Below are 24193 nucleotides of genomic sequence, written 5' to 3'. Positions count from 1 at the left end.
AAGTTTAACTTATGACTATAGTTTTAAGTTAACTTGATATATATTAAGAAAAAAAGGAGTTGTCATGAAAAGTAATATGGATGACGAATTATCTTTAGATAAAATTGACGATTATAATAATAAAGAATCAAAACAAAAAAGAAATACAGTAAGACTAGTAGTTGTATTTTGTCTATTAGTAGGTGCTTTCTTCGCTTATTTAAAATACAATAATGTACCTGATGATTATGTTGGGACTAAAGAAGCACCAGGAATAGACGTAAGTAAAAAATAGATTTTTGTGAAGCCCTAGAATATATTGTTAAAAGAAATTAGAGTATAATATTTTAATAAATCTTTTAGGGTATTCATGAATATTAAGAAGTTTAACTTTTGTAAGTTTTCTACTTTACTGTCAATAGTATTATTATCATATATTTCAATCACTACTTATATTGAGTTTTTTAGCTCAGATGGCTTTGCTTCAAAAGAGATGTTTAGAATAAAGATTGTCTCTTTAGCTATTATTTTTATTGCATTAGCACTTATTTTTACTTTTTTTAAAATATATAAAAATAAATATATTGAAAAAGAGATTATCGAACGAACAAATGAAATTATAAATGAAAATGAAAAGTTAAAAATTCACTCTCATATTGACCCTTTAACGCAATGTTTAAACAAAAAATATTTTATGGAAAGATTCAATGAAGAGGTTAAAAGAGCAATAAGAGACAAACAGTGTCTATCTTTGATAGTTATAAATATTGATGAGTTTAAAGCTTTCAATGATATTTATGGACGAAATGAAGGTGATGAGTGTTTAAAACTTATTGCAAATATTTTAGTAAATCATAGTAATAGACCAAGTGATTTAGTTGCAAGATTTAAAAATGATGAGTTTTATATTTTACTTCCAAATACAAAAGAACCAAAACTAATCGCAAATAAGTGTTTAGAGTCAGTTAGAAGTTTAAATATTCCCCATGATAACTCTATTGCTTCAAATATTTTAACTATTAGTGCAGGGGTTAATACTTTAATGCCTCTTCATCCAGACCAAAAAGATGAGTTGTTATTAAAAGCAAGACATGCTCTATCTCAAGCTAAAAAGTCTGGGAGAAACAGAGTAGTATAAGTTACTACTCTTCGTCGTGTGTGTTCATCATCCAAATTGAGAAGATGTCAATATAGTTCCAAAAAGATTGTTTAAGTTCTTCATCTAAATTAAGCCCATTTAAAACCATAATATAAGACTCTAACCAAATTCTTCTAGCTTCTTGAGTAATAGCAAACGGCATGTGTCTTGCAACCATTCTTGGTGCACCTCTACTCATATCAAAATATCTAGGACCTCCACAAATTTGAATGAAGAAATCAGCAGAGTGCTTTTTAGCCATCTCAAAACCTTCATCTGTAGGAGGGAATAATCCTCTGATATTACTTTGTCTTAATAAATCATAGTGGTCAGAAACCATTTTTCTCATGCCTTCTTCACCTAAAGCTTCTAAGATTTTTGGATTTGGTAAAGCTACTTGAGGTCTTGTTCCTATTTGTGCAGGAGTTACATTATATTGCATTATTATATTCCTATTTAAAAATTTGGAAAAATATACAACATTTTATTTATAAGTTTTAGAAAGTTTTTAAATTAAATAAGGTCTTTCAACCCTATTTAATATAATTAGATTTTTTATCCTCTTTATCTAGTTCTTGTCCTATTTCTTTGTATCTATTGAAATAAAACTCTACAAAGGCTTTAATTTTTGAATCATTTGGCATAAAGTATTTAGACTCTTTTTTAGCAAAGTTTTCTAAAAATAACGTTGCATCTTTTTTATCTAAATAGTGTTTTGCTAAGTCTGTGTATGTTTTTACATACCACTGTTTTAACTCTTCAATTTTTGACTCATTTAAATCAATATTTAGTTTGTTTTCTTCAAAGTCTAAGATACCAACTGTAAATAATCCACTTAAGTGAATCAGACCTTCACAATAGTATGGTTGTACTTCATCTACTTCCATCCAACCTATAAGTCCTACAGCTCTTTTTACAAGGTCAATTAAAACTTGCTCTTCTAACTCTTTTTCATCATCTTCACTATCTAAAAAGAATGAAATAAGTCCACCAGTTGTAGCTTTAAACTCTTCTATGTTTTTAAAGTTTCCAGTTTCATTCATAAGAGTTTCTGTTTCATCATCACACCATAAAATATGTCCATATTCATGTCCAATAGTACTTATGTCATACACTTGATGCCATTTATCAGTTTCATTGAATAAGAACTCTCTATCAAGTGTAAGTAACTCTTGACCAAAAATCTCTTGGCTTAATTTTAAAAATGGTTTCGCACGGCTTATTTGTAAAATCTCATCAGAGAATGCAAATATCTTTTTACCTTCTTCTTTTGAAACTATTTCATCATTTGGTACAACTTGTGCAGAAAATAATCCATTAAACTCAGCTCCAAAAAATAGTGCAGGTCGTCCAACGTATAATTGAACTTTGTCAAGAGATTTTAATGAGAAATCATAAATAGCTTTGTATTCATCACTTTGTTCTACATTATCAAAGATTTTTGCAAAGGCTGATTTGATTTTATTTACTCTGTGGTCATTTTGTGCAAAGTGTGGGTTTGTAAGTCTAATATCCCACTCTAAGGCAACTGCTTTTCTAAAGTGGTCTTCATAATACTCTAGTGGATGTCCTATTTGAACAGGAGATTTTATCTTCATCCAAGCTCTATCTACATCTGCCCATCTTTCAACTAGCAAGTGAGTTTTATTTTCAGAGAAAGCTTTGATAAGTGCTTGAATATATAAAATATAATCCCATTTTTGATTATAGATTTCATCTTCTAGTTCAATAAGTACTTCTTCAAAATCTTCTAAGGCATCAACTACAGCAGTTGTTTGCTCTTTGAAGCTTTCAATATATGCTTTTGATTTGTATTCATCTTTTTGTTTTACTAAAGCAGAATATGATCTATCTGCTTCAATATTGTTATGACCTAAATCAAATAGTTTGTGTTTTTTAAGGTATTCAAAAACTTTTGTTTCATCACCATCAAACATATTTAAAAGCTCTTTATTTACACCATTTATAATATGTGCTGTCCAAGAACTTTGCCATGAAGACATTTTAAGACCAACATTGTAAACACCTTCAAATATAGCTTGATAAAAAGGAGTTAATAAGTTGTTGTGCTTGATATATTCAACTGTGTTTTTATGTTTTTCATGCCAGAAATCTCTTACAAAGCAGTATGCTTTCTCTTGTAAGTTTATAACTTCTTCTTCATTTTTTCCAAGTTTTTTAAGAACTTGAACTAAAGAGTCATCTCTTAAGTTAACTAATCTTGTAACAAGTGCAAGTCTAAGATTTGAATCAAGTTCTAAACCTAAAGTTTTTGCAAATTCATCAATAATAGTTAGTTTTTCATACTCTTCATTTTCTAGGTAAGTTATTAGTTTGTTTGTATTGTTTTTTTGTAAATCTAAATATTCGTAAACTTCTACTAAATCATTTAAAAATTTTTCATTCATTATAAAACCTTTTTTGTAGTTTGAAAGATTTTATCTAAAAATGCTTTTAGAAGAAGTAATTATTTTAAATTAGTGATTAAGTTTTTTTATAGTCTATATTTCTTTTTCCACAATTAGGACAAGGGTTTGAGTCATTCATATGGCAGGTGAAACAGTACATCGCATCGCATGATTTACATGTAAGTTTACAGTGTTTACAAACATAAATAGGTCTTTTTTCATCTTTCCATACTTTTTTCTTGAATAAATTAAAAAACATGAGCATCCTTCTATTGTAGTGTAATATATTATAAGTTTTAAAGCAAGTCAATGATTGTAATCAAAATAGATTTTACATCTTAAATTAGCACTTAGAAATAAAAAGTGCTAATTTTTATTAAAACTTTAGCTTCCTTTTATAAAGTTGTGATAAAATTCTTCTATAAAAAATTAAAAACTATAGGAGAAATTAGCATGGCAAAACATCAATTTCAGACTGAAGTAGGTCAATTATTACACTTAATGACTCACTCTTTATACTCAAACAAAGAGATTTTTATTAGAGAGCTTGTATCAAATGCAAGTGATGCTATTGATAAATTAAACTATTTAAAACTAACAGATGACGAAATCAAGTCAAAGTTACCAGCAGATTGGTCAGGTGAGATTAATATTGCTTTTGATGAAGCAGATAAGTCTTTAACAATCGTTGATAACGGTGTTGGTATGAACCAAGAAGATTTAATCGCTTCTATTGGTACAATCGCAAAATCAGGAACAAAATCTTTCGTTGAAGCTTTAACTGGTGATGCAAAAAAAGACTCAAACTTAATTGGACAGTTTGGTGTTGGTTTTTATTCTGTATTTATGGTAGCTGATAACGTAGATGTTATCTCTAAAAAAGCAGGAGAAGAACAAGCATACAAGTGGTCTTCAAATGGTTCTGGTGAATTTGAAATTATTCCTGTAACTAAAGAGTCAGCAGGTACTGTAATTTATATCAAATTAAAAGATGAAGAAGCAGAAGAGTTTGCATCTAAACATAGAATTGAAAATATCGTTGGAAAATATTCTGACCATATCGCTTATCCAATCTTCTTAAACTATAGTGAAGAAGTAGAAGAAGAGCTTTCAGAAGAAGATAAAAAAGCTGGAAAAGAAGCTAAAAAAACAACTGAAAAAAGACATGAGCAAATCAATAAAGCAACAGCTTTATGGACTCAACCAAAATCAAAAATCAAAGAAGAAGAGTACAATGATTTCTATAAATCAATCTCTCATGATTCACAAGATCCATTAGCAACTATTCACACAAAAGCAGAGGGTGTAAATGAGTATACTACACTATTCTATATCCCTAAAACAGCACCAATGGATATGTACAGAGCTGATTATCAACCAGGTGTAAAACTTTATGTAAAAAGAGTATTTATTACTGATGATGATAAAGAGTTATTACCAACTTACTTAAGATTTGTTAGAGGTATTATTGATTCTGAAGATTTACCATTAAACGTTTCAAGAGAAATCTTACAAGAAAACAGAATCTTAGCAAATATCAAACAAGCTTCTGTAAAGAAAATCTTATCAGAAATCAAAAAACTTTCTAAAGATGAAGAGAAGTACAAAGAGTTTATTGAACAATACAATAGGGCTCTTAAAGAGGGTGCTTACCAAGACTTTACAAACAAAGATAAGTTATTAGAGCTTATTAGATTTAAGTCAACTAAAACTGAAAAAGACGCAATGACTTCTTTAGAAAAATATAAAGAAAATGCAGATTCAGAACAAAAAGCTATCTTCTATATCGTAGGTGAAAATGAGAAGGTTCTTAGAAACTCACCACTTCTTGAAGCATACAAGAAAAATGATATTGAAGTTCTTATTTTAGATGATAAAGAAATCGATGAAATCGTAACTCCAATGTATGCTGCATACAAAGAGTGGGAATTCAAAGATATCACTTCTTGTGAAGCTCCAAAAGTAGAGCAAACAGAAGAAGAGAAAAAAGAAGTAGAAGAGAAGTTTGAAGATATCACGAAAAAAATCAAAGATATTTTAGGTGAAGCTGTAGCAGACGTAAAAGTTACAAATAGACTTTCAGAGTCACCTTCTTGTGTAGTAAAAGATGCAGGTGATGCTCAAATGGCACAAATGGCTCAAATGATGAAAGCTATGGGACAAGAGATGCCAGAAACTGCTCCAATCTTAGAAATCAACCCTGACCATGAGATTGTTAAGAAGTTAAATGGTTGTGCTGATGATAAAATGATTGATGATGTATCATGGGTACTATTAGACCAAGCGAAACTGTCTGAAGGTATGGAAATTACTGATGCGGTATCATTCGCACAGAGACTTTCTAGAATCACTGCAAAAGCACTATAAAATAATGATTTAGGTTCATCTTCGTCGTCGAAGAGAACCTATCTCTCAGTCACTTACCTGACGTAAGCTCCTTCGAACTAGAACCTCTTCTTCTAGAATCTAAACCAAACTCATTATTCTATAAAATATATAATATAAGTATTTATGTTTTATAATCTCTTAAAGGAATATTATGAGTAATTATATAAATGAAATAATAAATACAAAAATTGACTTTTTAAAATCTTCTTATATCTCAAATAAGAATGTAAATCATCAAGGAATAAAAGGCAGTCTAAATGAAATATTATTTCTTGAATTAGTAAAAGATTTAGTACCAAATAGATTTAAACTATCAAAAGGTATTGTACAAGATTCTTCTGGATTCCAGTCCAATGAAAGTGATATTATTTTATATAACAATGAAATTCTTCCTGCTCTTCTTTTTGGTGTAGAATTAGGGTTTGTACCTTGTGAAGCAGTTGAATATATTTTTGAAATAAAAAGTACAATAAATTCTAAAGAATTAGATACAACAATTGAAAAGTTTAAAAACTTAAAAAAGTGTATTGGATATAAAGGAAGAAATGTATTATTTTCTTTTTCAAGTGATATTCAAAGTAAATCAGAATTAAGAAGATATTACGAAAAGGATAATGCCTTTTTATATAATCCTCGTATTAAAGCATATTGTGTTTTAAACAAAGGATACTATTTTTTCACTTTCCAGAAAATTTATTTAAAAGACTCTATAAATAAAAATGATTTTGTAAAACAATTCATAAAACAAAATAAGTGTCATGATATGATAGTTGGGGACAATAGCTTCAAAATTGAATATGAAACAGAAAATATTGATGTTAATATAGAAAAAGATTTAATAATTAATGATGTAAATTATGAAGATATATACTTTACTTATTATTGCTGGGCAGGAATAGAAGATAAAAAAGGTAACTGTAATTTACTTGGGCTTTTATCTGGTATTTCAAATACTTTGTGTAAAGAAAAATTTGGAACTTATTTGTTATCTAATTGCATTGATAATAGTTTTAATATTTATACGGAATATATTGTAGATATGTGGAATAATGAAAGTTATAAAGAAATAGATTTTAATGGATTTAAAGAGACTATTTTAAATTCAAATACATTTACTTTATCTTCAAACAATGATGGAAAATTAAATAAACTTATAGTTAATAAAAAATAGAATAAAACCATTAAAAAGTGAAATCGAAGATTTGATTTCAACTTTCTAATAATAAGAAGATTAATTCTCTAAATTATCCTCATCTTCTGATTCAAGCTCTTCAGTTTCCTCTTCTTCTTTCTCAGGTCTTTTTTCTGCTCTTGCAAGTATCTCTAAGTAAAAAGTATCAGCTTCAGATTTAGCTGCTTCATCAATAGATTTTGTGATATCTGCAAACTCTATTACTTTATGTTCATCATTGCCTATTGCAAATTTGCAATCGAAAAACCAAAAATCTTTATCTTCTGGAAGAGTTTTTCTTTTTTCTCTTTTGATATATTTTCTTACTTCATATTTAATAGAATCTACAACTCTATCAGGGTGTTTGTTTTCTTGCTTTAATTTAAAAGTCTTTTTCAAGTCTTACCTTTGGTTTTTTTATATTTTTGCAATTGTATCTAAAGTTTTAGTGTATCGGAGTATTTTTGAATAGATATTCAAAATTTTGTAAGTTTTTATGTGAATACAATTATGACATAATAGATTTAAAATATTCTTTCAAATAATTTTACCTTATATAAATAATTATTTAACAAATAATTTAAGCTAATATTACATTTTTAAATTTGGAGAATAAAATGAATACATATAAAAATATTGAACAAATAGAAAATTATCTATCTATATTAAAAAACAGTACATTTAAAAAAGAGCTATTTTTAAAAGAGTTACTTTTAAATGCAAACAAAGCTTTACATACAAAAGAAAACTGTGAAGACAAAGAAGCAGACTTTGAAGCTATGATGGAAGTATATTTTGAGCCAAGTGATAGTTCTATAACTATTGTTGACAATGGTATTGGTATGAGCAAAGAGGAGTTAAACTCTTTTGTAACTGAAAGCTCATATAAAAAAGTAGAGAAAGTACTATTAGATAACTCTTTAGTAGAAAAAGAGCTTGGTTTATATTTCATATTTGCCTTAGCACAAAAAATAAGTATCATCTCAAAAAAACACAAAGAAGATACAGCTCACAAGTTTATCTCAGACCTAAATAGTTTTGATATAGCTCCTTGTATAAATGAAGATTATTCAGGAACTGTTATTTATATCAAGTTAAAAGATGAGTTTGCAAAAGAGTTTACAAACAAAGAAAATCTAATCACATATTTAAATGATATAAAAGAGTTTGTAGACTTTGATTTATTCTTAAGTTATTATGATGAGAACTTTCAAGAGAAAATAGAGAAAATCAACTAACAAATTATATTTTAGGCTACCTTTATAAAACTCAGATATAATACTTAGTAATACTATTTGGTATTACTCATAGTTATATGTAATATTAAAGGTAGTCATATGGAAACAGATTTTATAATCGTTTTTACACTTGTTATTCTTATCTCTTCTTTTATACATGGAAGTATAGGTTTTGGTTTTGGTCTTATTTCAACTCCAGTAGTTGCACTTTTTACAGATATTCAAACAACAATCACATATATAATAATCCCAACAATGATAGTAAATCTTGTAAGCATACTAAGCGAGGGCAAGTTTTTTGAAGCTTTACGGAAGTTTTGGCTTATCATTTTACTTATGGTTATAGGAAGTATAGTTGGAACATATATCTTGGTTTATTACAACTCTGAGTATTTTAAACTTATTCTTGCATTTATAATATTCTTTTATCTTTTCCAATCACTAGTTAAACTAAGAGCTAGCTTTATAGCAGATTATCCTAAGTCTTCAACTTATGGATTGGGACTTGTAGGAGGAGTTGTATCTGGACTTACAAATGTAGTTGCTCCACTTACTATTATGTATACTTTAGAGTTAAAATACTCAAAAAAAGATACAATTCAACTATCAAATTTATGTTTTCTTTTTACAAAAGTAGGGCAGGTTGCTACTTTTGTTTACTTTGGAGAGTTTAGTTCTCAAGCAGTACAAATATCATTTGCAAGTATGTTTATAGTTGCTATTGGTCTTTATTTTGGAATAAAAATAAAGAAAAAAATAGATGCAAAATTTTATGCAAAGATATTAAAAGTCTTATTGTTTATTATTGCATGGGTATTAGTTTTTCAAACAGTTGAATTTTAAAGGTTAAAAATGGACTCAAATTTATTAAAAGTTTTTATAACAGTTGCAAATACAAACTCTATATCACAAGCAGCTAAAGAGTTGGAGTTTACTCAATCAAACGTAACTTTACGAATAAAACAGCTAGAAAAAAATATAGGCTACTCTCTTTTTCATAGGACAAACAGAGGGGTTATTCTTACAAACGAAGGTGAAAAGCTTTTCCCCTATGCCATAGATATTATAAAAAAAGTTGAAGAAGCCCAAGTTCATATGAGAAATATAGACTACCAAGAAGTACTTAAAATAGGAGCAACGCAAACATTTACAACAAGTAGCTTGATGCCATTTTTAGAAAAACTAAATAGTGATTTTAAAGAAATGAATTTAGAGTTTACAGTTGATAGTAGTTTAAACTTAATAGAGAAACTTCTTGATTATAAACTTGATGTAGCCTTTGTAAATGGAAATCCACATCATAAAGATTTAGAAATTTTAAATGTCTTTGAAGAGAAAATGGTTTTAGTTGAACCAAAAGACAAAGAGCCTCAAAAGACTTGTTTTGTATTTAAAAAGTCTTGTGCAAATTGTGCAACTTTGGAAAACTATATTAAAAATACAAGAGATGAAAACTACAAAACAGTAGAGCTAGAAAACTTTGAGTTGATACTTGGTTGTATAAAAGCAGGTTTTGGAATAGGTCTTTTATCTCCAAAGATTATAGAGAAATTTGGTTATACAAATAAGGTGAAAACTACAGATATAGAAAACCATCTTGATACACATTTGATTTGCAGAAAAGATTATCTTCCTATTATCCATGAATACCTAAGAAATAGTAGTTTATAAAATAACTTTAAAATTATTTGATAAACAGTACAAAGTCAGTCAAAATAATTTTTAGATAATAAATATACAATTTTATTGACAAAATGTAACTTTTACAATGTAAAAATGGCAAATTCCAAGCTAGTTTAAAAAACTCTTGTTATAATTTTTCACATTTTATGACAGGGAGAAACATGAAATTATCTAAAATACTATCAATAGCTACTATTTTCGCAGTAGCAGTATCTGCAAATGCAGGTGAGAGATTGACATTAAAAGCAGCTAAATCTTCTTCATCATACTACCAAATGGCAGTACAAGTTGGAGAAAATGTAAGTAAGCTTACAAATAAAGATTTAAGTATCACAATCGAAGAGAGTCAAGGTTCTGTTCAAAACGTAAAAGAAGTTAGAAAAAGAACTGGTAACTATGTGTTTACAACACCTCCTGTTTTACTTAAACTAGCTAAGTCTCAAAAAGCAATGTTCAAAAGAGACAATCCAGCTGATTATGAAAAAGTAAGATCACTATTTCCTATTCCATACCTTACAATGCACATGGTTGTAAAAGCTGATTCAGGAATTAACAGTTTTGAAGATTTAAAAGGTAAGTCTTTACTGATTGGTAAAGGAAGTTATGGTGCAAGAGAAGCCAAAAAATACATTGAAGTATTTGGTCTAAAAGATGATGTTAAACTTGTAGGTGCAGAACTTTCAGGTGCAGTATCAGCACTTAAAAATGGTCAAATTGATGGATTTGCAACATCAGGTTCGTATCCAGCTCCAAATGTAATTGAAGCAGCAGCAAGTACAAAAATCAAACTTCTTTCTATGAGTGATGAGCAAATTGCTCTTACAAAAAGAGATAAACTTATTATTCCATCAGGAACTTATTCTGGTGTTGAAGAAGAGATTGCAACAACAACTTTACCTGTTGGAGTTTATACAACTACAAATATGAGTGAAGAGACAGCGTACAAACTTACAAAAGCATTTTGGGAATCAAAACCTGCATTAGAAAAACAAAATATCTGGTGGAAAGCTATTACTTTTAACAACCTAGATATGTTTAAAACTAAACTTCATAAAGGTGCATTAAAGTACTACAATGAAGTAAATGCAACTATTCCTGAGAGTATTAAATAAGAGTTTAGTATATGCAAGAAACAAATAAAAAGTTACTATCACCAAAGTATGTGATAGTAGCTGCTTTAGCTTTATTTACCGTTGGATTTCATATCTATTTAATTTTTACAGGTCTAATGCCAAATTTAGTAAGTAGACCAATTCACTTAGCATTGGTATTACCTTGGGTTTTTCTACTTACAACTGATGAAAACATATCAAAGTTTACTAAATATATAGGATATATCTTATTAGTTTGTGCTATGTTTTCTTCTTATTATATAGTTACTAACTACTCTTATTTAGAAGAACAATATGGTTCACTAGAAGGCAATTTACAATATTTTGTTGCAATAAGTTTAATCTTAGCTGTTTTAGAAATGGCAAGACGTGCAGTAAAACTTGCACTTCCTTTAACTGCTGCAATTGCTTTAGCTTATGGATTTTTTGGGCATCTTATTCCTGGGGATTTTGGTCATCAAGAAATACCTATGGATAGTTTCTTAGGAACACTTGTTATTGCAGAAGGTGGTATTTATGGAAGTCTTACAGGAGTTTCTGTAAATGTTGTTGCTGTATTTGTTATCTTAGGAGCTTTTGTTGGAGTTGGTGAAGGTGGAAATGCTTTCATGTCCTTATCAACAAAAATAGCAGGAAGACTAAGAGGTGGAGCAGCTAAAGTATCTGTTTTAGCATCTGCATTTTTTGGTTCTATTTCTGGTTCTGCTTCTGCAAATGTTGCTTCAACAGGTGCCTTTACAATTCCAACTATGAAAAAACTAAAATACCCTTCAAGTTTAGCAGGTGCTACAGAAGCAGTTGCAAGTACTGGTGGACAAATTATGCCTCCACTTATGGGAGCGGGGGCTTTTATTATGGCTGAGTTATTGGGAGTTCAATACTCTTCAATTATGGCAGCTGCAATATTTCCTGCTATTTTATTTTTCTTTACTGTATGGATTGGAATTGATGTTTTTGCTAAAAAGTATAAGCTTATAGCAATGAGCGATGAAGATATTCCAAAACTAAATATAGTTTTAAGACTTAGTCCATTTTTTGTGATTCCTTTCGGGATACTTTTATATGCACTTTTAGTTATTGGAAAAACTCCACAGTTTTCAGCTGCTTTAGCAATCTTTGCTTCAGTATTTTTATTGCTTGTAAATAGAGAGTGGAAAGTATCATTTAAAGATTTTATCATCAAGTTTTTAGATGGTTGTATCACTGCTTCAAGACAGATTGCTACAATTGCTTCTGTTATCATTTGTGCAGGTATTATTATTGGTGTTTTAAACGTAACTGGAGTTGGAGTTAAAATTACATCTGCAATTTTATTTTTATCAAATGGTGAACTATTTGCAGCACTATTACTAACAGCACTTGCTTGTTTAATCCTAGGAATGGAAGTTCCTACAACAGCAGCATATATTATCTGTGTTTCAATTGCTGGACCAATACTTCAAGATTATGGATTAAGTGCTATTCAAGCTCACTTATTTATTTTCTGGTTTGCTCTTTTATCAACTATTACACCACCTGTTTGTGGAACAGTATTTATTGCTTCTGGAATAGCACAAACAAACTGGTTAAAAGTTGCAGGAAAAGCTATGAAACTAGGTATTGGTTTATATATTATTCCTATGGCATTTATTGTAAACCCATATTTAATTAAACCAGATACTCACTTCTCATTTGCCTTAATGTCATTTGTAAAAATAGCCCTTGGTTTATGGCTTATTTCAAATGCTTTAGTAAATGATAAACAAAAACCTCTATTAAGAGTTTTATTCGCAATTTTTGCTCTTATAATTATATTTATTCCATTTCAATGATAAGCTACTTTTTTAGTAGCTTATTTATAATAAATTAAGCATATAATGTTATATTTCCTTCATTAAAAATATGAAGGAAATTTATGTCAAATATTATAATTAGAGATGCAGTTATTGATGATTCTGCAACTATTTTAAACTTTATTACAGAACTTGCAATTTATGAAAAAGCTGAGCACGAAGTAAAAACTGATGTTGAGCAAATAAAAAAATCTATTTTTGGTGAAAACTCAACTGTTAATGCTTTTATTTGTGAAGAAGATGGAGTTGCAATTGGTTTTGCAGTATATTTTTACAACTACTCAACTTGGCTTGGTAAAAATGGTATTTATTTAGAAGATTTATATGTTAGCAAAGATAAAAGAGGAAGTGGCGCTGGAAAAGCTATCTTAAAACATCTTGTTAAAAAAGCATACGATGAAGGTTGTGGAAGAGTAGAGTGGTCTTGTTTAGATTGGAATACTCCTTCAAGAGAGTTTTATGAAAGTATTGGTGCTAAGTCACAAGATGAGTGGATTGGTTATAGATTAGAAGGTGATGCAATAGCAAATTTCATAAATAGTTAAAAGGTATTTAATGGAAAATATAGATAGTTTTTATACTTTAATGGGTGAAGCTTCATCTTTAACAAAAGAGGCAAAATATGATGAAGCACTTAGTTCTTATGACAATATTTTAGAAAAATATCTAGATACAAAAGATGAGTCTATAATTGAATATTTGCCTTATACTTTTTATAATAAAGCTTTAATCTATGCACATAAAAAAGAGTATGAAAAAGAGTTAGAGGTTTATAATGAACTTCTTTCAAGATTTATCTCAAATATCTCACAAAATAGTGAAATCATATTTGCAAAAGCTTATATGAATAAAGCTATTTGTATTCAAGAGTTAAAAGATGAGAAAGAGTCTTTAGCTGTTTATAAAGAGTTTGTACAAAACTTTGAAAACTGTTTAGATGAAAAGGTTTTAGAAGATATTGTTCAAGCAAAATATAACATAGCTTATATTTTAGGAAACAACGAACAAATAGAAGAGTCTATAAAAGCTTATGATGATGTTATTGAGTCATTTCAAACTAGTAAAGAGAAACATTTCTTAGAGTTTGTTGCTAAGTCTTTAGTAAATAAAGCAAATAAAAATAAAGAACTTTATGAGTATGAAAAGGCTATTGAGTCTTTAGATAAAGTTATAAATGAGTTTTCAATTTTTGAAAAGCAAGTTGCTATTGCATATCATAACAAAGCAACTGTTTTAGCTGAACTTCAAAATGAAAAAGAGATGAAAAAAGTTTGTGATGAATTAATCCAAAAGTTTGGAAATGTCCATGATGAGTTTATCATGAACATTGTCTCTTCTGCTGAAGTTCTAAAAGATAAGGACACTTTTAACAAAAACTGTTTTTAGTGACCTCTTCCTAACATCTCAGATGCTTCCATAACAATCATGAAAGCATCTTTGTCTGTTTCTTCAATGATTTGTCTTAATTGTCCTAATCTTTTAACATCAATTACCATAAAAATAAGAGTTTTATCATCTTTTTTATTTAAAGCGTCACCTTGAATAAGAGTACCTTCATGCTTTAGTTTTTGAGTGATTTGTTCACCTAACTCTTGAGGTTTAGAAGTTGTAATATGAATAACCTTTGTTGTTAAAGTACCTGTTAAAACTACATCAATAGCTTTTGCTGTAACATAGATACTCATGATACTTAGAACAGCTTTTTCGAAGTCTTTAAATACATAAATAGATGAAACAACAATAAGTACATCAATCACTAATATAACTTGTGCAGGTTTTATATGAGAGTTTGATGCAATAATCTTTGCAACAATAGTTGAACCACCAGCACTTGAATGTCCTTTTATAATAAACCCAACCCCAAATCCAATAACAGCTCCACCAAAAATAGCAGCAACTAAAATATTTGAAATAAGTAAATCAAAGTTTAAAGAGTAAGAAAAAAAGTCTATAAAAATAGAGATAAGTGCAACGGTTATAATGGTTCTTATTGCAAACATCTTTCCAAAATATTTCATTCCCCAAATAAGTAAGGGAATATTTATAGCAATAACCATAGTACCAATAGAAAATCCAGTTAGTTTGTGTAATAAAATAGCAGCACCAGGTGTTCCACCAGTTGTAAAGTTATGTGGTGTAAAAAATAGTACAACAGATAATGAGATAAAAAGAGTACCCAATATTAGGTAAAAAGTATTTAGAAGTTCTTTTTTACTAAAAATAGTTGGCATATGTTCCTTTCTAGTTTTTTTGGATTATATCAAATTAATTAAAATATTACATAATGTCTTGAAAAAGCGGGGTATTTATGATAAAGTAGTAATAAAAAAATAATTAGGTTTTATATATGGGAATCTTTCAAAAAATAATTAGTGCAATCGCTAATGCCTCAATGCCGATTTATAAGTTTGAAAACAATCAAATAGCCTTTAAAACGGACTCAGAAGAGTATGTTTACCATGACTTAGATGTTTATGATATGAAGACTAGACATGACCCTTTTGTAGTTGACGCCTATACAATAAATAACGACGAAATATTTTTAGAGTATGTAAAAACTGATACAAATACAACTTGGAATGGACAAGCTCTAAGTATGTATGAAGATTTTTTTAAACAGAAACTTCAAATAAAAGAGTTTGAAACTTTAGAGTCAAAGGATATTTCAAACTATACTTTTAAAGTAAAAAAAGTAGATGATGCTTTTGTTTTACACATAATTTATATTTGGGCTGCAAATACTGATGTTTTTATTGTTGATATGAAAGGAAACTTATATAAAAAGCTATTGTCAGAGTTTGAGAAAGAGTATACATATAGTTTTGATGAAAAAGAAAAAGGACATGTGAACTTTAATATTTCACTTGTAAAAGAGAATTGTATTCAAGGCTTTTTTAATGCAAGTCATTAAAGTAATAACTCTTTGTTTTATAGCTTTGTTTTTTGTAGCTTGTAGTACTACGAGTTTAAATAACTATACTTCAAAGACTAAAGAGTTATCTTTTTATTCTAATAATAATCTTGTATCAACGTTAAAGTTTGATAATCCAAAACAAAGACACTATCTATCCACACCTTGCGTTATGAATTCCTATACAATCGAAGAAAAAAACAGTAACTATGGAAAACTATTTTTTGAGTATATTGATTTAGATAGTAATTGTTTTTGGACAGGTTTAGCAAGTGGTTTTTTTGAAACAAGTTTAAATTATGAATTGAAGTTAGACTCTATAGAGATTGTTGAGAGTATCGATATAAATAACTATACTTTTAAAACATACAAAGTAAATAATGAGAGCTACTTAAGTGTTATTTACTCTTATTATACAAATACAAATATGTTTTTAGTGGATTATGAAGGAATGTTTTACACAAAGCTTTTAAAAGAAGTAAAACCAGAATATATTTCAAAGTACCTTGATAAAAAAAGATTTGCAGGAAATTACAATAAAAGTTTAGTTAGAAAGAATATCTTTGAAAACTATTTTAGATATGAAAGATTAGACCTATAAGCTCTAAAAGAGCTTATAAGTTTTAGTTTCCAAATACTTTTTTAAGTATTGAAGTTGTTTGCTCAACAGGGTTTTCTCTAATAGAAGCCTCTTTTTCAGAAATCATTTTAAATAAACCATCAATCGCTTTATTTGTAACATAATCATCTAAACTTTCATCACTAGAACTTGGAATATACTCATCTACTCCAAAGTTTTTAGCTAAGTTCATTACCGAGCTATTTTCTACATACTCTTTTCCATACTGTTTATAATAAGTATTAAAAGTATCGTAGTATTTTGAAACACTATTTTCTTGCATAGTTTTATTTACTATTGGTTTGATTAGTTTTTTTAATGCTTCATTTGTATTTTCTTTAAAATAGTTTGTTGCTGAGTGTTCATTTCCTGCTAAAATTTTTTTAGCATCTTCAAGATTCATTTTTTCAATTGCATCAACAAAAATCTTTGCTGTTTCAGGTGCTGCATTTGTTGCTGCATTGTTCATAGACTTGATTAAATCATCTGCAATTTTATCTCCTCCTGCACTTCTTATAAGAGCTTCTGCTTTTTGAAGGTTTTCAGGTAGTGGAATTTTAACATCGGCATTATTTAAATAACCATTTTGTGCTCCTAAAGTTTTTGTAGCATAGTTTACACCAACTTTTAATGCTTCTTTTAAACCCTTTGATACTGTATCTTGAGATAAAGAGCTTGAAACTGTTTGGTCTTGTTTTGTTTCTGTTTTAGTTATGTCATTTACAATCTCTTTTGTGAAGCTATTTAAATCAAAAGCAAAAGATAATGTACTGCATAGTACTAAAGATGAAAGAATTATTTTTTTGTTCATTTGTTTCTTCCTAAAGTTTTTAATATTATATGCTAAAATGCTACAAATTAAAATTAGTGGGATAAAATGATAGAAGAGATTTCGCAATTTTTCTATAGCTTTAAAACAAAAGTTGTAGAATCAAATACTTTAGAAAAAGAGTATGCAAATACAATCTTTGATTTTGCACAGAGAATTAAAGATGAAAAACTAGATGAAGAGTTTAGAGAAAACTTTTTACTTATTTTAGGTTATACCTTAAGATTAGAAGATATTTCACAAAGACTTTTTTTTACTTTCCAAGAAGCAATTTATGCTATTGATTTAGATTTTCAGATGAGAAATGAAGAGTCTAAAAAACTTAACTCAATCGTTTATATCTTAGTTTTAGAAGTTATTTTAAAAGAGCTTCAAAATAAACAAGTAGATGAAAGTTTAAGACAAGAAGCAGTTCTTGCTTATGAAAAACTAGAGAAACAAAAAGCAAAAGAGAATAAAAAATACCATATGTATCAGTACTAGGTATTTTTGTTCCTTGAGTTTGGATAATATCTTTTTTTAGGGATATTATTTATAATTAATGCAATAAAAAGCATTATAAAAGCACCTGTTGCAACAGGAATTAAAACATATAAAAAACCTAGGTTGTGAATCTGTTCACTCCCTATAACTGCAATCAAAGCAGTTGCTCCTCCTGGAGGGTGTAAAGTTAAGGTTACTTGCATCACTAAAATAGAACTAGCCACAGCTAGAGCTGAACACAACCATAAGTAATCACCTAAAAGTTTAAAACTAGTAACTCCAATAATCGCACTTAAAATATGTCCACCTACAAGGTTTCTTGGTTGAGCTAAGGGAGAGTGAATTGCACCATAGATTAAAACAGCACTTGCTCCAAATGAACCAATAACTAAAGAGAGGTCAGTATCATTTAAAAAGCTAAAGTGAATAAATGCAATAGCAATAATTCCTATAAATGAACCTATCCAAGACCAAATAAGGTTTTCAAACTCTATTTTTTCTGTATTTATTTTTTTAAATTTTTTAAAAAACTTTTTCATAAATCATAGTTACCTTCAAAAAATGAAGTATAACTATAATGATTAGCTTATTCTATGACTTGAGTCAATAAGAACTATCATAAAATCAAGAAATGTGAAAAAAAGGGGAAAACTCAGAATTTCCACATTTTTTTTTAATATAATTATTTTTTAGAAAGAGAGAATATGGAAGAGTTAAAAAATTTAAAGATTTTATATATTGATGATGAAGAACCAATTAGAGCCAATGCCGTTGAATATTTAGAGTTTCATTGTGATAATGTTTATGAAGCAAAAGATGGTTTAGAAGGTTTTAATGTCTACAAAGAAGTAAAACCAGATATTATAATTTCAGATATAAAAATGCCATTGATTTCTGGCTTAGAAATGGTTAGAAAAATAAGAGCAACAGATAAATCAACTAAGATAGTTATTGCTACAGCATTTTTGGATACATCATATTTACTTGAAGCAGTTGAGTTAGGATTAGTAAAATACCTTATAAAACCTGTAACAGAAGATAAACTTTTACCAGTTTTAAAAACTTGTGTAAGTGAAATAAGTGATAAAAAGAGTATTTTTACCCTAGAAGATGATTTTGCATTTGATTATTTGAATAAGACTCTTTTTAAAGGAAAAGAACAAATTATCTTGACTAAGAAAGAGTTGCTTTTTCTTGAACTTCTAATAAAAAATCAAAAAAGAACTACAAGTTATGATGAACTAAATACTTATGTTTGGAATGGAAATATGAGTGAAGATGCAATACGTTCAGTTGTAAGAGATCTTAGAAAAAAGATTTCAAAAAGAGCAATAAAAAATATCTCTGGAATAGGTTACCAAGTAAATGTTCAAGAGTAGTATCAAAGTAATTTTACTTTTAGTAGCTTTGGGTATTAATCTTTTTGCTGAAGTAAATAAAGATTCTATAATGAATAATCTATTTGTTTCTTCAGATGGAAAAAACTATAAAAATCTAAAAAGCTTTACAAACTATAGTTTTGCAAAAGAGTTTAAAAACTCTTTATTTATCAAAATTGATATAGATGAAGAACAATTAAAATCAGACTATTATTTAGCATTAAAAGTTAAAGAGGAGTTCTTTTTAGAAACAAATGTATCTTTTACTATTAAAGATAATAAAAAGATAATAAGACTTCATAAAGATATAAAAAAGGATTTGATTCTTCACTTTGATTTTAAAGGAAATATTCCTAATTTTAATATAAATATTCACAATGAGTTTGAGTATAAATATGTACTAAGTGATGAAAAACTCTTTTTTGGTTTAGTTTATGGAATAATGTTATGTGCCTTTTTATATAACTTTGTTTTCTTTTTATATAATAAAGAGAAATCTTTTTTATACTATTCTCTTTTACAGCTTTCAACTTTGATGTTATTACTTGTAGTTGCAAGACCAACAAGTGCATTTGATTATTTTGAGTCAGTTGAAGCAGTATTGATTTTTTTGATAACCACAATATATGTTGTTTCTATTTTATTTAATATGGAGTTTTTAGATACAAAAAGAAACTCTCCTTTAATACACAATATTCTAAAGTTTTTATTAGTTCTGAATTTCCTTGATTTAGCTTTAATGTTTATTATTGAAAGGTCTTTTCTTTATGATTATGTACCTTCTTATGTAATCATTTTAGCTTTATTGATTTCTGCTTTTGTAGTTTTAATAAAAGGTTATAAACCAGCACTTTTTTATATTGCAGGATGGGTAACTCTTTTTGTTTTTATTTTTATTTCAGAGAATAGTTTTTCTGAATATAATGAAGTCTATTTATTGCATATTGGTATTGCTTTAGAGGCTTTGATTTTTTCTTTAGCTTTAGCATATAAAATGAGACAAGCAAGAATTGAAAAAGAGAAAAATCAACAAATAGCTATTAGTCAAAGTAAGCTAGCCTCAATGGGTGAAATGCTTGCTAATATCGCCCACCAATGGAGACAACCTTTAACTCATATTTCATATGTTTTAATGAATTTAAAAACAGCCCATGAAAAACAAAAACTTACAGATGAGTATTTCAAAAGAAAATCAGAAGAAGCAAAGGCTCAATTAACTTTTATGTCAAATACTATTGAAGACTTTTCTAACTTTTTTAAAGTATCAAAAGAGAAAGAGTCTTTCTCTTTGAAAGAGGTAGTAGAAGAGACATTAAATCTTTTAACTGCTAGTATAAAATTAAATAATATAGAAGTTAAAATAGATTCAAAGGAAGATATTTTTATAAACTCTTATAAAGGTGAGTTAGTACAAGTATTGTTTAATATTCTTAATAACTCAAAGGATGAGTTTATTAAAAAACAGATAAAAGAACCTAAAATAGAGATAGTTTTAAGAAAAGATAGAAAAAATGTTTTTATAGAGATTCTTGACAATGCAGAAGGAATAAAGTTTAAAGATATAAATAAAGTCTTTGAACCATATTTAACTACAAAAGAAAAAGGCTTAGGAATTGGTTTATATATTTCAAAAACTATAATTGAAAACAGTATGAAAGGTCAGTTATTAGTTGAAAACATAAAAGAAGGTGCAAAGTTTATAATAAAACTTTGACCCTTTATATATTTAAAACTTGTATCCTATACTTACAAGCGCAAATTTCTTTTCTTTATCAAAGAAGTTTGCATTTGCTTCTTCTTTTATATAGCCATTTTGAAAACTAAGATAAGTGTTTTTATAGTTAAATGGTTCATTCCATTTAAATGTACTTATAAAACCATAAATATCACTACTAACTTTTTCATCAACAAAACTATTGTGTTCTTCATAATCTTTTCTTGCAAAGCTATTTAGTAGTGTTAAGTCAAATCTTTTGCTTATTTGTAAGTTTGCACCTATAGCAAAAGATGCTTTTTTATAAGAGCTTGCTTTTCCATCAGCATCATAAATTTTATATGCAACATTTGTTAAATAAGTTATAGGTAGGTTTTTTATATTTGAGCTAAAATTGTTATCTACTGAGATAGTATGTTCTTTTGCATCTCTTTTTAGTTTTTTAGTTAAAGTATCTTTATCATAATCTACTTCTTTATACTTGTGAGTAATTGAAAATTCATGTGAAGGAAAAAATCTTTTTCCATAGCTAAAATAAGTTCCATTTTTTTTAACTTTAGTTTTTTCTCTTTTTTCATTTGTTAAGTAAGGATTCTCCCATGCTTCATCATAAAAGTTTGTAGTAAATCCAAAATCAAATGAACCGTGAGGTGTCTTTATGTTAGAACCTAAACTGAAATCTCCTAATTGACTATTTACATAAATAGAAGAAGTTTCATTTAAATTGTAGTTAAAATTAAATCCTACATAAGGGAAGTATATTGTTTCTGAGTCAGCTTTTCCTAAAGAAGAGATAGACTTATCACTCTCAACAGAGAAGTTGTCTTTTTCTTTTAATTGTCCAAAGCCTAATTCTATATAATTAGTTTGCTCACTAGCATATAGTGAACAAACCATAAGAGAAAAAAGTAATCTTTTTTTCATTTATAATCCTTTTTTTTAGATTATAAAAGTATAAAAGTAAAAAATGTAGATATTTAGGTATTTTACTTTTTTATTAAATTTTTACAATTTCCTCTTTTACTTCATTGATATCATCAATCACTTTGATAATACCTAAGTCACCTGGGTCAATCATTTTTTCATCTATTAAAGTAGTTTCAATAAACTTCATTAATCCACCCCAGAATTCACTTCCTACAAGGTAAACTCTAAACCCATCTCTCATTTTTCCAGTTTGAGTTAAAGTTACTACTTCAAATAGTTCATCTAATGTCCCAAATCCACCAGGGAAAATAACACAAGCTTTTGAGTATTTTACTAACATATATTTTCTAGAAAAAAAATAGTTAAATGTTAAGTGTTTATTTGTGTATGGATTAACTGATTGTTCAAAAGGAAGGTCAATACTTAACCCTATTGATTCTCCATTTGAAGATTTAAATGCACCTCTATTTGCAGCTTGCATAATTCCATCACCACCACCAGTGATAATATTAATACCTTCTTTAGCTAAGATATATGCTAACTTTTGTGCTTGCATTGCATATACATTTGTTTGTTTTGTTCTTGCACTTCCAAAAATAGTAACGTTGTTTTTTAAACCTTTTAAAAGTTCTCTACCATTTGTGAAGTCATCATTTATTCTTGGACTATATATTACATTGTTTTTTTCCATGATTAACTCCTTTAAATCAAAGCTATGATTATATTTATATTTTCATTATAAACCTTGTAATCTTTTAGAAAACTATAGAGTTTTATATAATTTTAGATTTAATACTCACTTTTATCTCACTAATTTTGGATAAAATGTCATTTTTAATCAGGAGAAATTATTGTTTGACGAAAAAAATATACCTAAACTTATTATTTTTACACCTATTATTACAGCAATATTAATTGCTTTTTTTACAATCTATTTTTTTATTGACAATCAGAACAATTATTTTGAAGAAGAGAGTTTAATTGTTGAAAAAGAGTATTTACAAAAACAAAAGAATATTTTAAAAAAAGAGATTGATTACGCAATAAATTACATAAACCATAGAGTTAAAAACAATGAGTTACTAAGTGAAGAAGAGTTAAAAAAAGATATTTTAGAGTACTTAGAAACTATTAGATATGGAAAACATGGATATTTATGGATACATGATACAAACTACTATTTAAGAGGGCATCCTTTTAGACCAGATAGTATTGATACTTTTGATATTGATTTAAAAGATGCAAAAGGTGGGCTTATTACAAAGAGGTTTATTGATGAGACAATCAAAAATCCTGAAGGTGTTTTTATTGAGTATTATTGGCAAAAGCCACAAGAAGTTAACTTCTCAAAGAAACTTGGATTCTTTAGGCTTTTTGAAAAATACAATTGGGTAATTGGAGCAGGGCTTTATATTGATGATATTCAAGACTCAATAAATGCAAATAAAAAACTTTTAGAAAAGAAAATTGATAAGCACATTAGACTTGTAGTTACAGTTTCATTTTTAGCTATTTTGATAATTGGTGTTTTATCTTTTATCATGTCAAAAAAGATTACACAAGTTTTTAATGCTTACCAAGAAAATGTAAAAAGAAAAGAGTTATTACTAGAAGATTTAAATAGAAACTTAGAATTAAAAGTTCAAAAAGCTATTAAGGAAGTAAAGAAAAAAGATAGAGCAATGCTTCATCAATCAAGACTTGCAAGAATGGGAGCAATGCTTTCAATGATTGCCCACCAATGGAGACAACCCTTAAGTGAAGTTTCTGGGATATTGATGGAACTTGAAACAGCAAATAAGTTTAATAAAGTAGATTCTTCAATGATTGAAGAGACTGTAAAAGAGTCAAATAAACAAATAGAGTTTATGTCAAATACAATTGAAGACTTTAGAAACTTCTTTAAACCTGATAAATTAAAGGTTGATTTTTATATTGAAGATGCTTGTAATGAGGCTTTAACTTTAGTTGATGCTTCATTGAAAAACTTTAATATCCAAGTGGAAAAGAAAATAAAACATAATCCTTTAATTCACGGTTATGAAAGGGAGTTTGCACAAGTTATTTTAAATCTTTTATCAAATGCAAAAGATGCTTTAACTCAAAGACAAATAGCTAATCCTACAATTAAGCTTATAGTTACAAAAAAAGATAATAATGTTATTATCAAAGTAAAAGATAATGCAGGTGGAGTAGAAGAGGATTATCTTGATTTAATTTTTGAGCCATACTTTACTACCAAAAGTTCTTCAAAGGGAACAGGGCTTGGACTTTATATGGCAAAAATGATTATTGAAAAAAATATGAATGGAGAAATCACTGTGGATAACAAGAAAAAAGGTGCAAACTTTTTAATTGTACTTCCTATAGAAGAGGTTTGAG

The 24193-nt window shown here is 27.9% G+C and carries 26 protein-coding genes; 17 read left to right on the top strand and 9 right to left on the bottom strand.

All coding sequences use genetic code 11. The annotated features are described in order from the left end of the window. Positions 1 to 64 precede the first annotated feature (64 nt). Together CRV03_RS04055 and CRV03_RS04050 are read left to right on the top strand one after the other, a co-directional pair. Entirely contained in the window at positions 65 to 274 is a 210-nt protein-coding gene (locus tag CRV03_RS04055; protein WP_129083866.1) for a hypothetical protein, read from the top strand. 75 nt (positions 275 to 349) lie between these two features. Beyond that, positions 350 to 1117, top strand: coding sequence for a GGDEF domain-containing protein (locus tag CRV03_RS04050; RefSeq protein WP_129083865.1), 768 nt, complete (start codon positions 350 to 352; stop codon positions 1115 to 1117). 4 nt (positions 1118 to 1121) lie between these two features. On the opposite strand, the gene CRV03_RS04045 is transcribed toward CRV03_RS04050, so the two are convergent. From CRV03_RS04045 to CRV03_RS04035, 3 genes are all read right to left on the bottom strand, one after another. Then, on the bottom strand, positions 1122 to 1559 hold the full coding sequence (locus CRV03_RS04045; RefSeq protein WP_129083864.1) for a globin: 438 nt from the start codon (positions 1557 to 1559) through the stop codon (positions 1122 to 1124). A gap of 91 nt (positions 1560 to 1650) precedes the next feature. Further along, complete coding sequence (gene ciaB, locus CRV03_RS04040; protein ID WP_258238997.1) at positions 1651 to 3525, bottom strand: invasion protein CiaB; 1875 nt, start codon at positions 3523 to 3525, stop codon at positions 1651 to 1653. Between the two features lie 76 nt (positions 3526 to 3601). Beyond that, positions 3602 to 3784: a hypothetical protein gene (locus CRV03_RS04035; protein ID WP_129083862.1), complete on the bottom strand. Its 183-nt coding sequence runs from the start codon at positions 3782 to 3784 to the stop codon at positions 3602 to 3604. Between the two features lie 194 nt (positions 3785 to 3978). Between CRV03_RS04035 and htpG the strand changes: the two genes are divergently transcribed. After that, complete coding sequence (gene htpG, locus CRV03_RS04030) at positions 3979 to 5892, top strand: molecular chaperone HtpG (RefSeq protein WP_129083861.1); 1914 nt, start codon at positions 3979 to 3981, stop codon at positions 5890 to 5892. Positions 5893 to 6064: 172 nt separating this feature from the next. Further along, on the top strand, positions 6065 to 7084 hold the full coding sequence (locus CRV03_RS04025; protein ID WP_129083860.1) for a DUF6602 domain-containing protein: 1020 nt from the start codon (positions 6065 to 6067) through the stop codon (positions 7082 to 7084). A gap of 60 nt (positions 7085 to 7144) precedes the next feature. Here CRV03_RS04025 and CRV03_RS04020 read toward each other — a convergent pair whose 3' ends face one another. Continuing rightward, the gene (locus CRV03_RS04020; protein ID WP_129083859.1) at positions 7145 to 7483 is read right to left on the bottom strand and encodes a DUF6172 family protein; all 339 of its coding nucleotides are present in this window, start codon (positions 7481 to 7483) and stop codon (positions 7145 to 7147) included. A gap of 218 nt (positions 7484 to 7701) precedes the next feature. Between CRV03_RS04020 and CRV03_RS04015 the strand changes: the two genes are divergently transcribed. From CRV03_RS04015 to CRV03_RS03985, 7 genes are all read left to right on the top strand, one after another. Next, positions 7702 to 8322, top strand: a complete 621-nt coding sequence (locus CRV03_RS04015) for an ATP-binding protein (protein ID WP_129083858.1) — start codon at positions 7702 to 7704, stop codon at positions 8320 to 8322. A gap of 99 nt (positions 8323 to 8421) precedes the next feature. Then, entirely contained in the window at positions 8422 to 9165 is a 744-nt protein-coding gene (locus tag CRV03_RS04010) for a sulfite exporter TauE/SafE family protein (protein ID WP_129083857.1), read from the top strand. Between the two features lie 9 nt (positions 9166 to 9174). Continuing rightward, positions 9175 to 9993 (top strand): LysR family transcriptional regulator, encoded by an 819-nt coding sequence (locus CRV03_RS04005; RefSeq protein WP_129083856.1) that lies wholly within the window; start codon positions 9175 to 9177, stop codon positions 9991 to 9993. Between the two features lie 173 nt (positions 9994 to 10166). Next, positions 10167 to 11117 carry a TAXI family TRAP transporter solute-binding subunit gene (locus CRV03_RS04000; RefSeq protein WP_129083855.1) on the top strand — a complete coding sequence of 317 codons (951 nt, stop codon included), beginning with the start codon at positions 10167 to 10169 and terminating at the stop codon, positions 11115 to 11117. Between the two features lie 11 nt (positions 11118 to 11128). Beyond that, entirely contained in the window at positions 11129 to 12928 is a 1800-nt protein-coding gene (locus tag CRV03_RS03995; RefSeq protein ID WP_129083854.1) for a TRAP transporter fused permease subunit, read from the top strand. Positions 12929 to 13011: 83 nt separating this feature from the next. Further along, on the top strand, positions 13012 to 13494 hold the full coding sequence (locus CRV03_RS03990; RefSeq protein ID WP_129083853.1) for a GNAT family N-acetyltransferase: 483 nt from the start codon (positions 13012 to 13014) through the stop codon (positions 13492 to 13494). A gap of 10 nt (positions 13495 to 13504) precedes the next feature. After that, positions 13505 to 14335: a tetratricopeptide repeat protein gene (locus CRV03_RS03985; RefSeq protein ID WP_129083852.1), complete on the top strand. Its 831-nt coding sequence runs from the start codon at positions 13505 to 13507 to the stop codon at positions 14333 to 14335. On the opposite strand, the gene CRV03_RS03980 is transcribed toward CRV03_RS03985, so the two are convergent. Next, complete coding sequence (locus CRV03_RS03980) at positions 14332 to 15180, bottom strand: YitT family protein (protein ID WP_129083851.1); 849 nt, start codon at positions 15178 to 15180, stop codon at positions 14332 to 14334. The genes CRV03_RS03985 and CRV03_RS03980 overlap by 4 nt on opposite strands. Before the next feature lie 116 nt (positions 15181 to 15296). Between CRV03_RS03980 and CRV03_RS03975 the strand changes: the two genes are divergently transcribed. Both CRV03_RS03975 and CRV03_RS03970 read left to right on the top strand, forming a co-directional pair. Beyond that, positions 15297 to 15860, top strand: a complete 564-nt coding sequence (locus CRV03_RS03975; RefSeq protein ID WP_129083850.1) for a hypothetical protein — start codon at positions 15297 to 15299, stop codon at positions 15858 to 15860. Beyond that, positions 15847 to 16461 (top strand): hypothetical protein, encoded by a 615-nt coding sequence (locus tag CRV03_RS03970; protein ID WP_129083849.1) that lies wholly within the window; start codon positions 15847 to 15849, stop codon positions 16459 to 16461. Before CRV03_RS03975 ends, CRV03_RS03970 begins: the two co-directional genes overlap by 14 nt. Before the next feature lie 22 nt (positions 16462 to 16483). On the opposite strand, the gene CRV03_RS03965 is transcribed toward CRV03_RS03970, so the two are convergent. Beyond that, positions 16484 to 17290, bottom strand: coding sequence for a DUF4197 domain-containing protein (locus CRV03_RS03965; protein WP_129083848.1), 807 nt, complete (start codon positions 17288 to 17290; stop codon positions 16484 to 16486). Between the two features lie 66 nt (positions 17291 to 17356). On the opposite strand from CRV03_RS03965, the gene CRV03_RS03960 reads away from it, so the two are divergent. Next, complete coding sequence (locus CRV03_RS03960; RefSeq protein WP_129083847.1) at positions 17357 to 17791, top strand: hypothetical protein; 435 nt, start codon at positions 17357 to 17359, stop codon at positions 17789 to 17791. Here CRV03_RS03960 and CRV03_RS03955 read toward each other — a convergent pair. Beyond that, entirely contained in the window at positions 17788 to 18330 is a 543-nt protein-coding gene (locus tag CRV03_RS03955) for an HPP family protein (protein ID WP_129083846.1), read from the bottom strand. The two genes, CRV03_RS03960 and CRV03_RS03955, sit on opposite strands and share 4 nt — an antisense overlap. Before the next feature lie 165 nt (positions 18331 to 18495). Here CRV03_RS03955 and CRV03_RS03950 point away from each other — a divergent pair, with 165 nt between their 5' ends. Both CRV03_RS03950 and CRV03_RS03945 read left to right on the top strand, forming a co-directional pair. After that, the gene (locus CRV03_RS03950; RefSeq protein WP_129083845.1) at positions 18496 to 19170 is read left to right on the top strand and encodes a response regulator transcription factor; all 675 of its coding nucleotides are present in this window, start codon (positions 18496 to 18498) and stop codon (positions 19168 to 19170) included. Beyond that, complete coding sequence (locus CRV03_RS03945; protein WP_129083844.1) at positions 19157 to 20884, top strand: sensor histidine kinase; 1728 nt, start codon at positions 19157 to 19159, stop codon at positions 20882 to 20884. The genes CRV03_RS03950 and CRV03_RS03945 overlap by 14 nt, the downstream gene beginning before the upstream one ends. Positions 20885 to 20896: 12 nt before the next feature. On the opposite strand, the gene CRV03_RS03940 is transcribed toward CRV03_RS03945, so the two are convergent. Both CRV03_RS03940 and CRV03_RS03935 read right to left on the bottom strand, forming a co-directional pair. After that, a complete protein-coding gene (locus CRV03_RS03940; RefSeq protein WP_129083843.1) occupies positions 20897 to 21808 on the bottom strand; it encodes a DUF2860 family protein in 912 nt (303 codons plus the stop codon). Between the two features lie 73 nt (positions 21809 to 21881). Then, the gene (locus CRV03_RS03935; RefSeq protein WP_129083842.1) at positions 21882 to 22502 is read right to left on the bottom strand and encodes a TIGR00730 family Rossman fold protein; all 621 of its coding nucleotides are present in this window, start codon (positions 22500 to 22502) and stop codon (positions 21882 to 21884) included. A 160-nt stretch (positions 22503 to 22662) separates the two neighbouring features. Between CRV03_RS03935 and CRV03_RS03930 the strand changes: the two genes are divergently transcribed. Continuing rightward, positions 22663 to 24192, top strand: a complete 1530-nt coding sequence (locus CRV03_RS03930; RefSeq protein ID WP_129083841.1) for a cache domain-containing protein — start codon at positions 22663 to 22665, stop codon at positions 24190 to 24192. Position 24193: the final 1 nt, after the last annotated feature.

Source organism: Arcobacter sp. F155 (genome assembly GCF_004116455.1).
Classification (GTDB): domain Bacteria; phylum Campylobacterota; class Campylobacteria; order Campylobacterales; family Arcobacteraceae; genus Halarcobacter.
Note: the sequence above shows the minus strand (reverse complement) of the source record. Positions and strands in the feature narration are given on the sequence as shown.

Coding starts and splice junctions, on each gene's coding strand:
- CRV03_RS04055 (WP_129083866.1), top strand. CDS start 65: ATGAAAAGTAATATGGATGACGAATTATCTTTAGATAAAATTGACGAT.
- CRV03_RS04050 (WP_129083865.1), top strand. CDS start 350: ATGAATATTAAGAAGTTTAACTTTTGTAAGTTTTCTACTTTACTGTCA.
- CRV03_RS04045 (WP_129083864.1), bottom strand. CDS start 1,559: ATGCAATATAATGTAACTCCTGCACAAATAGGAACAAGACCTCAAGTA.
- ciaB (WP_258238997.1), bottom strand. CDS start 3,525: ATGAATGAAAAATTTTTAAATGATTTAGTAGAAGTTTACGAATATTTA.
- CRV03_RS04035 (WP_129083862.1), bottom strand. CDS start 3,784: ATGTTTTTTAATTTATTCAAGAAAAAAGTATGGAAAGATGAAAAAAGA.
- htpG (WP_129083861.1), top strand. CDS start 3,979: ATGGCAAAACATCAATTTCAGACTGAAGTAGGTCAATTATTACACTTA.
- CRV03_RS04025 (WP_129083860.1), top strand. CDS start 6,065: ATGAGTAATTATATAAATGAAATAATAAATACAAAAATTGACTTTTTA.
- CRV03_RS04015 (WP_129083858.1), top strand. CDS start 7,702: ATGAATACATATAAAAATATTGAACAAATAGAAAATTATCTATCTATA.
- CRV03_RS04010 (WP_129083857.1), top strand. CDS start 8,422: ATGGAAACAGATTTTATAATCGTTTTTACACTTGTTATTCTTATCTCT.
- CRV03_RS04005 (WP_129083856.1), top strand. CDS start 9,175: ATGGACTCAAATTTATTAAAAGTTTTTATAACAGTTGCAAATACAAAC.
- CRV03_RS04000 (WP_129083855.1), top strand. CDS start 10,167: ATGAAATTATCTAAAATACTATCAATAGCTACTATTTTCGCAGTAGCA.
- CRV03_RS03995 (WP_129083854.1), top strand. CDS start 11,129: ATGCAAGAAACAAATAAAAAGTTACTATCACCAAAGTATGTGATAGTA.
- CRV03_RS03990 (WP_129083853.1), top strand. CDS start 13,012: ATGTCAAATATTATAATTAGAGATGCAGTTATTGATGATTCTGCAACT.
- CRV03_RS03985 (WP_129083852.1), top strand. CDS start 13,505: ATGGAAAATATAGATAGTTTTTATACTTTAATGGGTGAAGCTTCATCT.
- CRV03_RS03980 (WP_129083851.1), bottom strand. CDS start 15,180: ATGCCAACTATTTTTAGTAAAAAAGAACTTCTAAATACTTTTTACCTA.
- CRV03_RS03975 (WP_129083850.1), top strand. CDS start 15,297: ATGGGAATCTTTCAAAAAATAATTAGTGCAATCGCTAATGCCTCAATG.
- CRV03_RS03970 (WP_129083849.1), top strand. CDS start 15,847: ATGCAAGTCATTAAAGTAATAACTCTTTGTTTTATAGCTTTGTTTTTT.
- CRV03_RS03965 (WP_129083848.1), bottom strand. CDS start 17,290: ATGAACAAAAAAATAATTCTTTCATCTTTAGTACTATGCAGTACATTA.
- CRV03_RS03960 (WP_129083847.1), top strand. CDS start 17,357: ATGATAGAAGAGATTTCGCAATTTTTCTATAGCTTTAAAACAAAAGTT.
- CRV03_RS03955 (WP_129083846.1), bottom strand. CDS start 18,330: ATGAAAAAGTTTTTTAAAAAATTTAAAAAAATAAATACAGAAAAAATA.
- CRV03_RS03950 (WP_129083845.1), top strand. CDS start 18,496: ATGGAAGAGTTAAAAAATTTAAAGATTTTATATATTGATGATGAAGAA.
- CRV03_RS03945 (WP_129083844.1), top strand. CDS start 19,157: ATGTTCAAGAGTAGTATCAAAGTAATTTTACTTTTAGTAGCTTTGGGT.
- CRV03_RS03940 (WP_129083843.1), bottom strand. CDS start 21,808: ATGAAAAAAAGATTACTTTTTTCTCTTATGGTTTGTTCACTATATGCT.
- CRV03_RS03935 (WP_129083842.1), bottom strand. CDS start 22,502: ATGGAAAAAAACAATGTAATATATAGTCCAAGAATAAATGATGACTTC.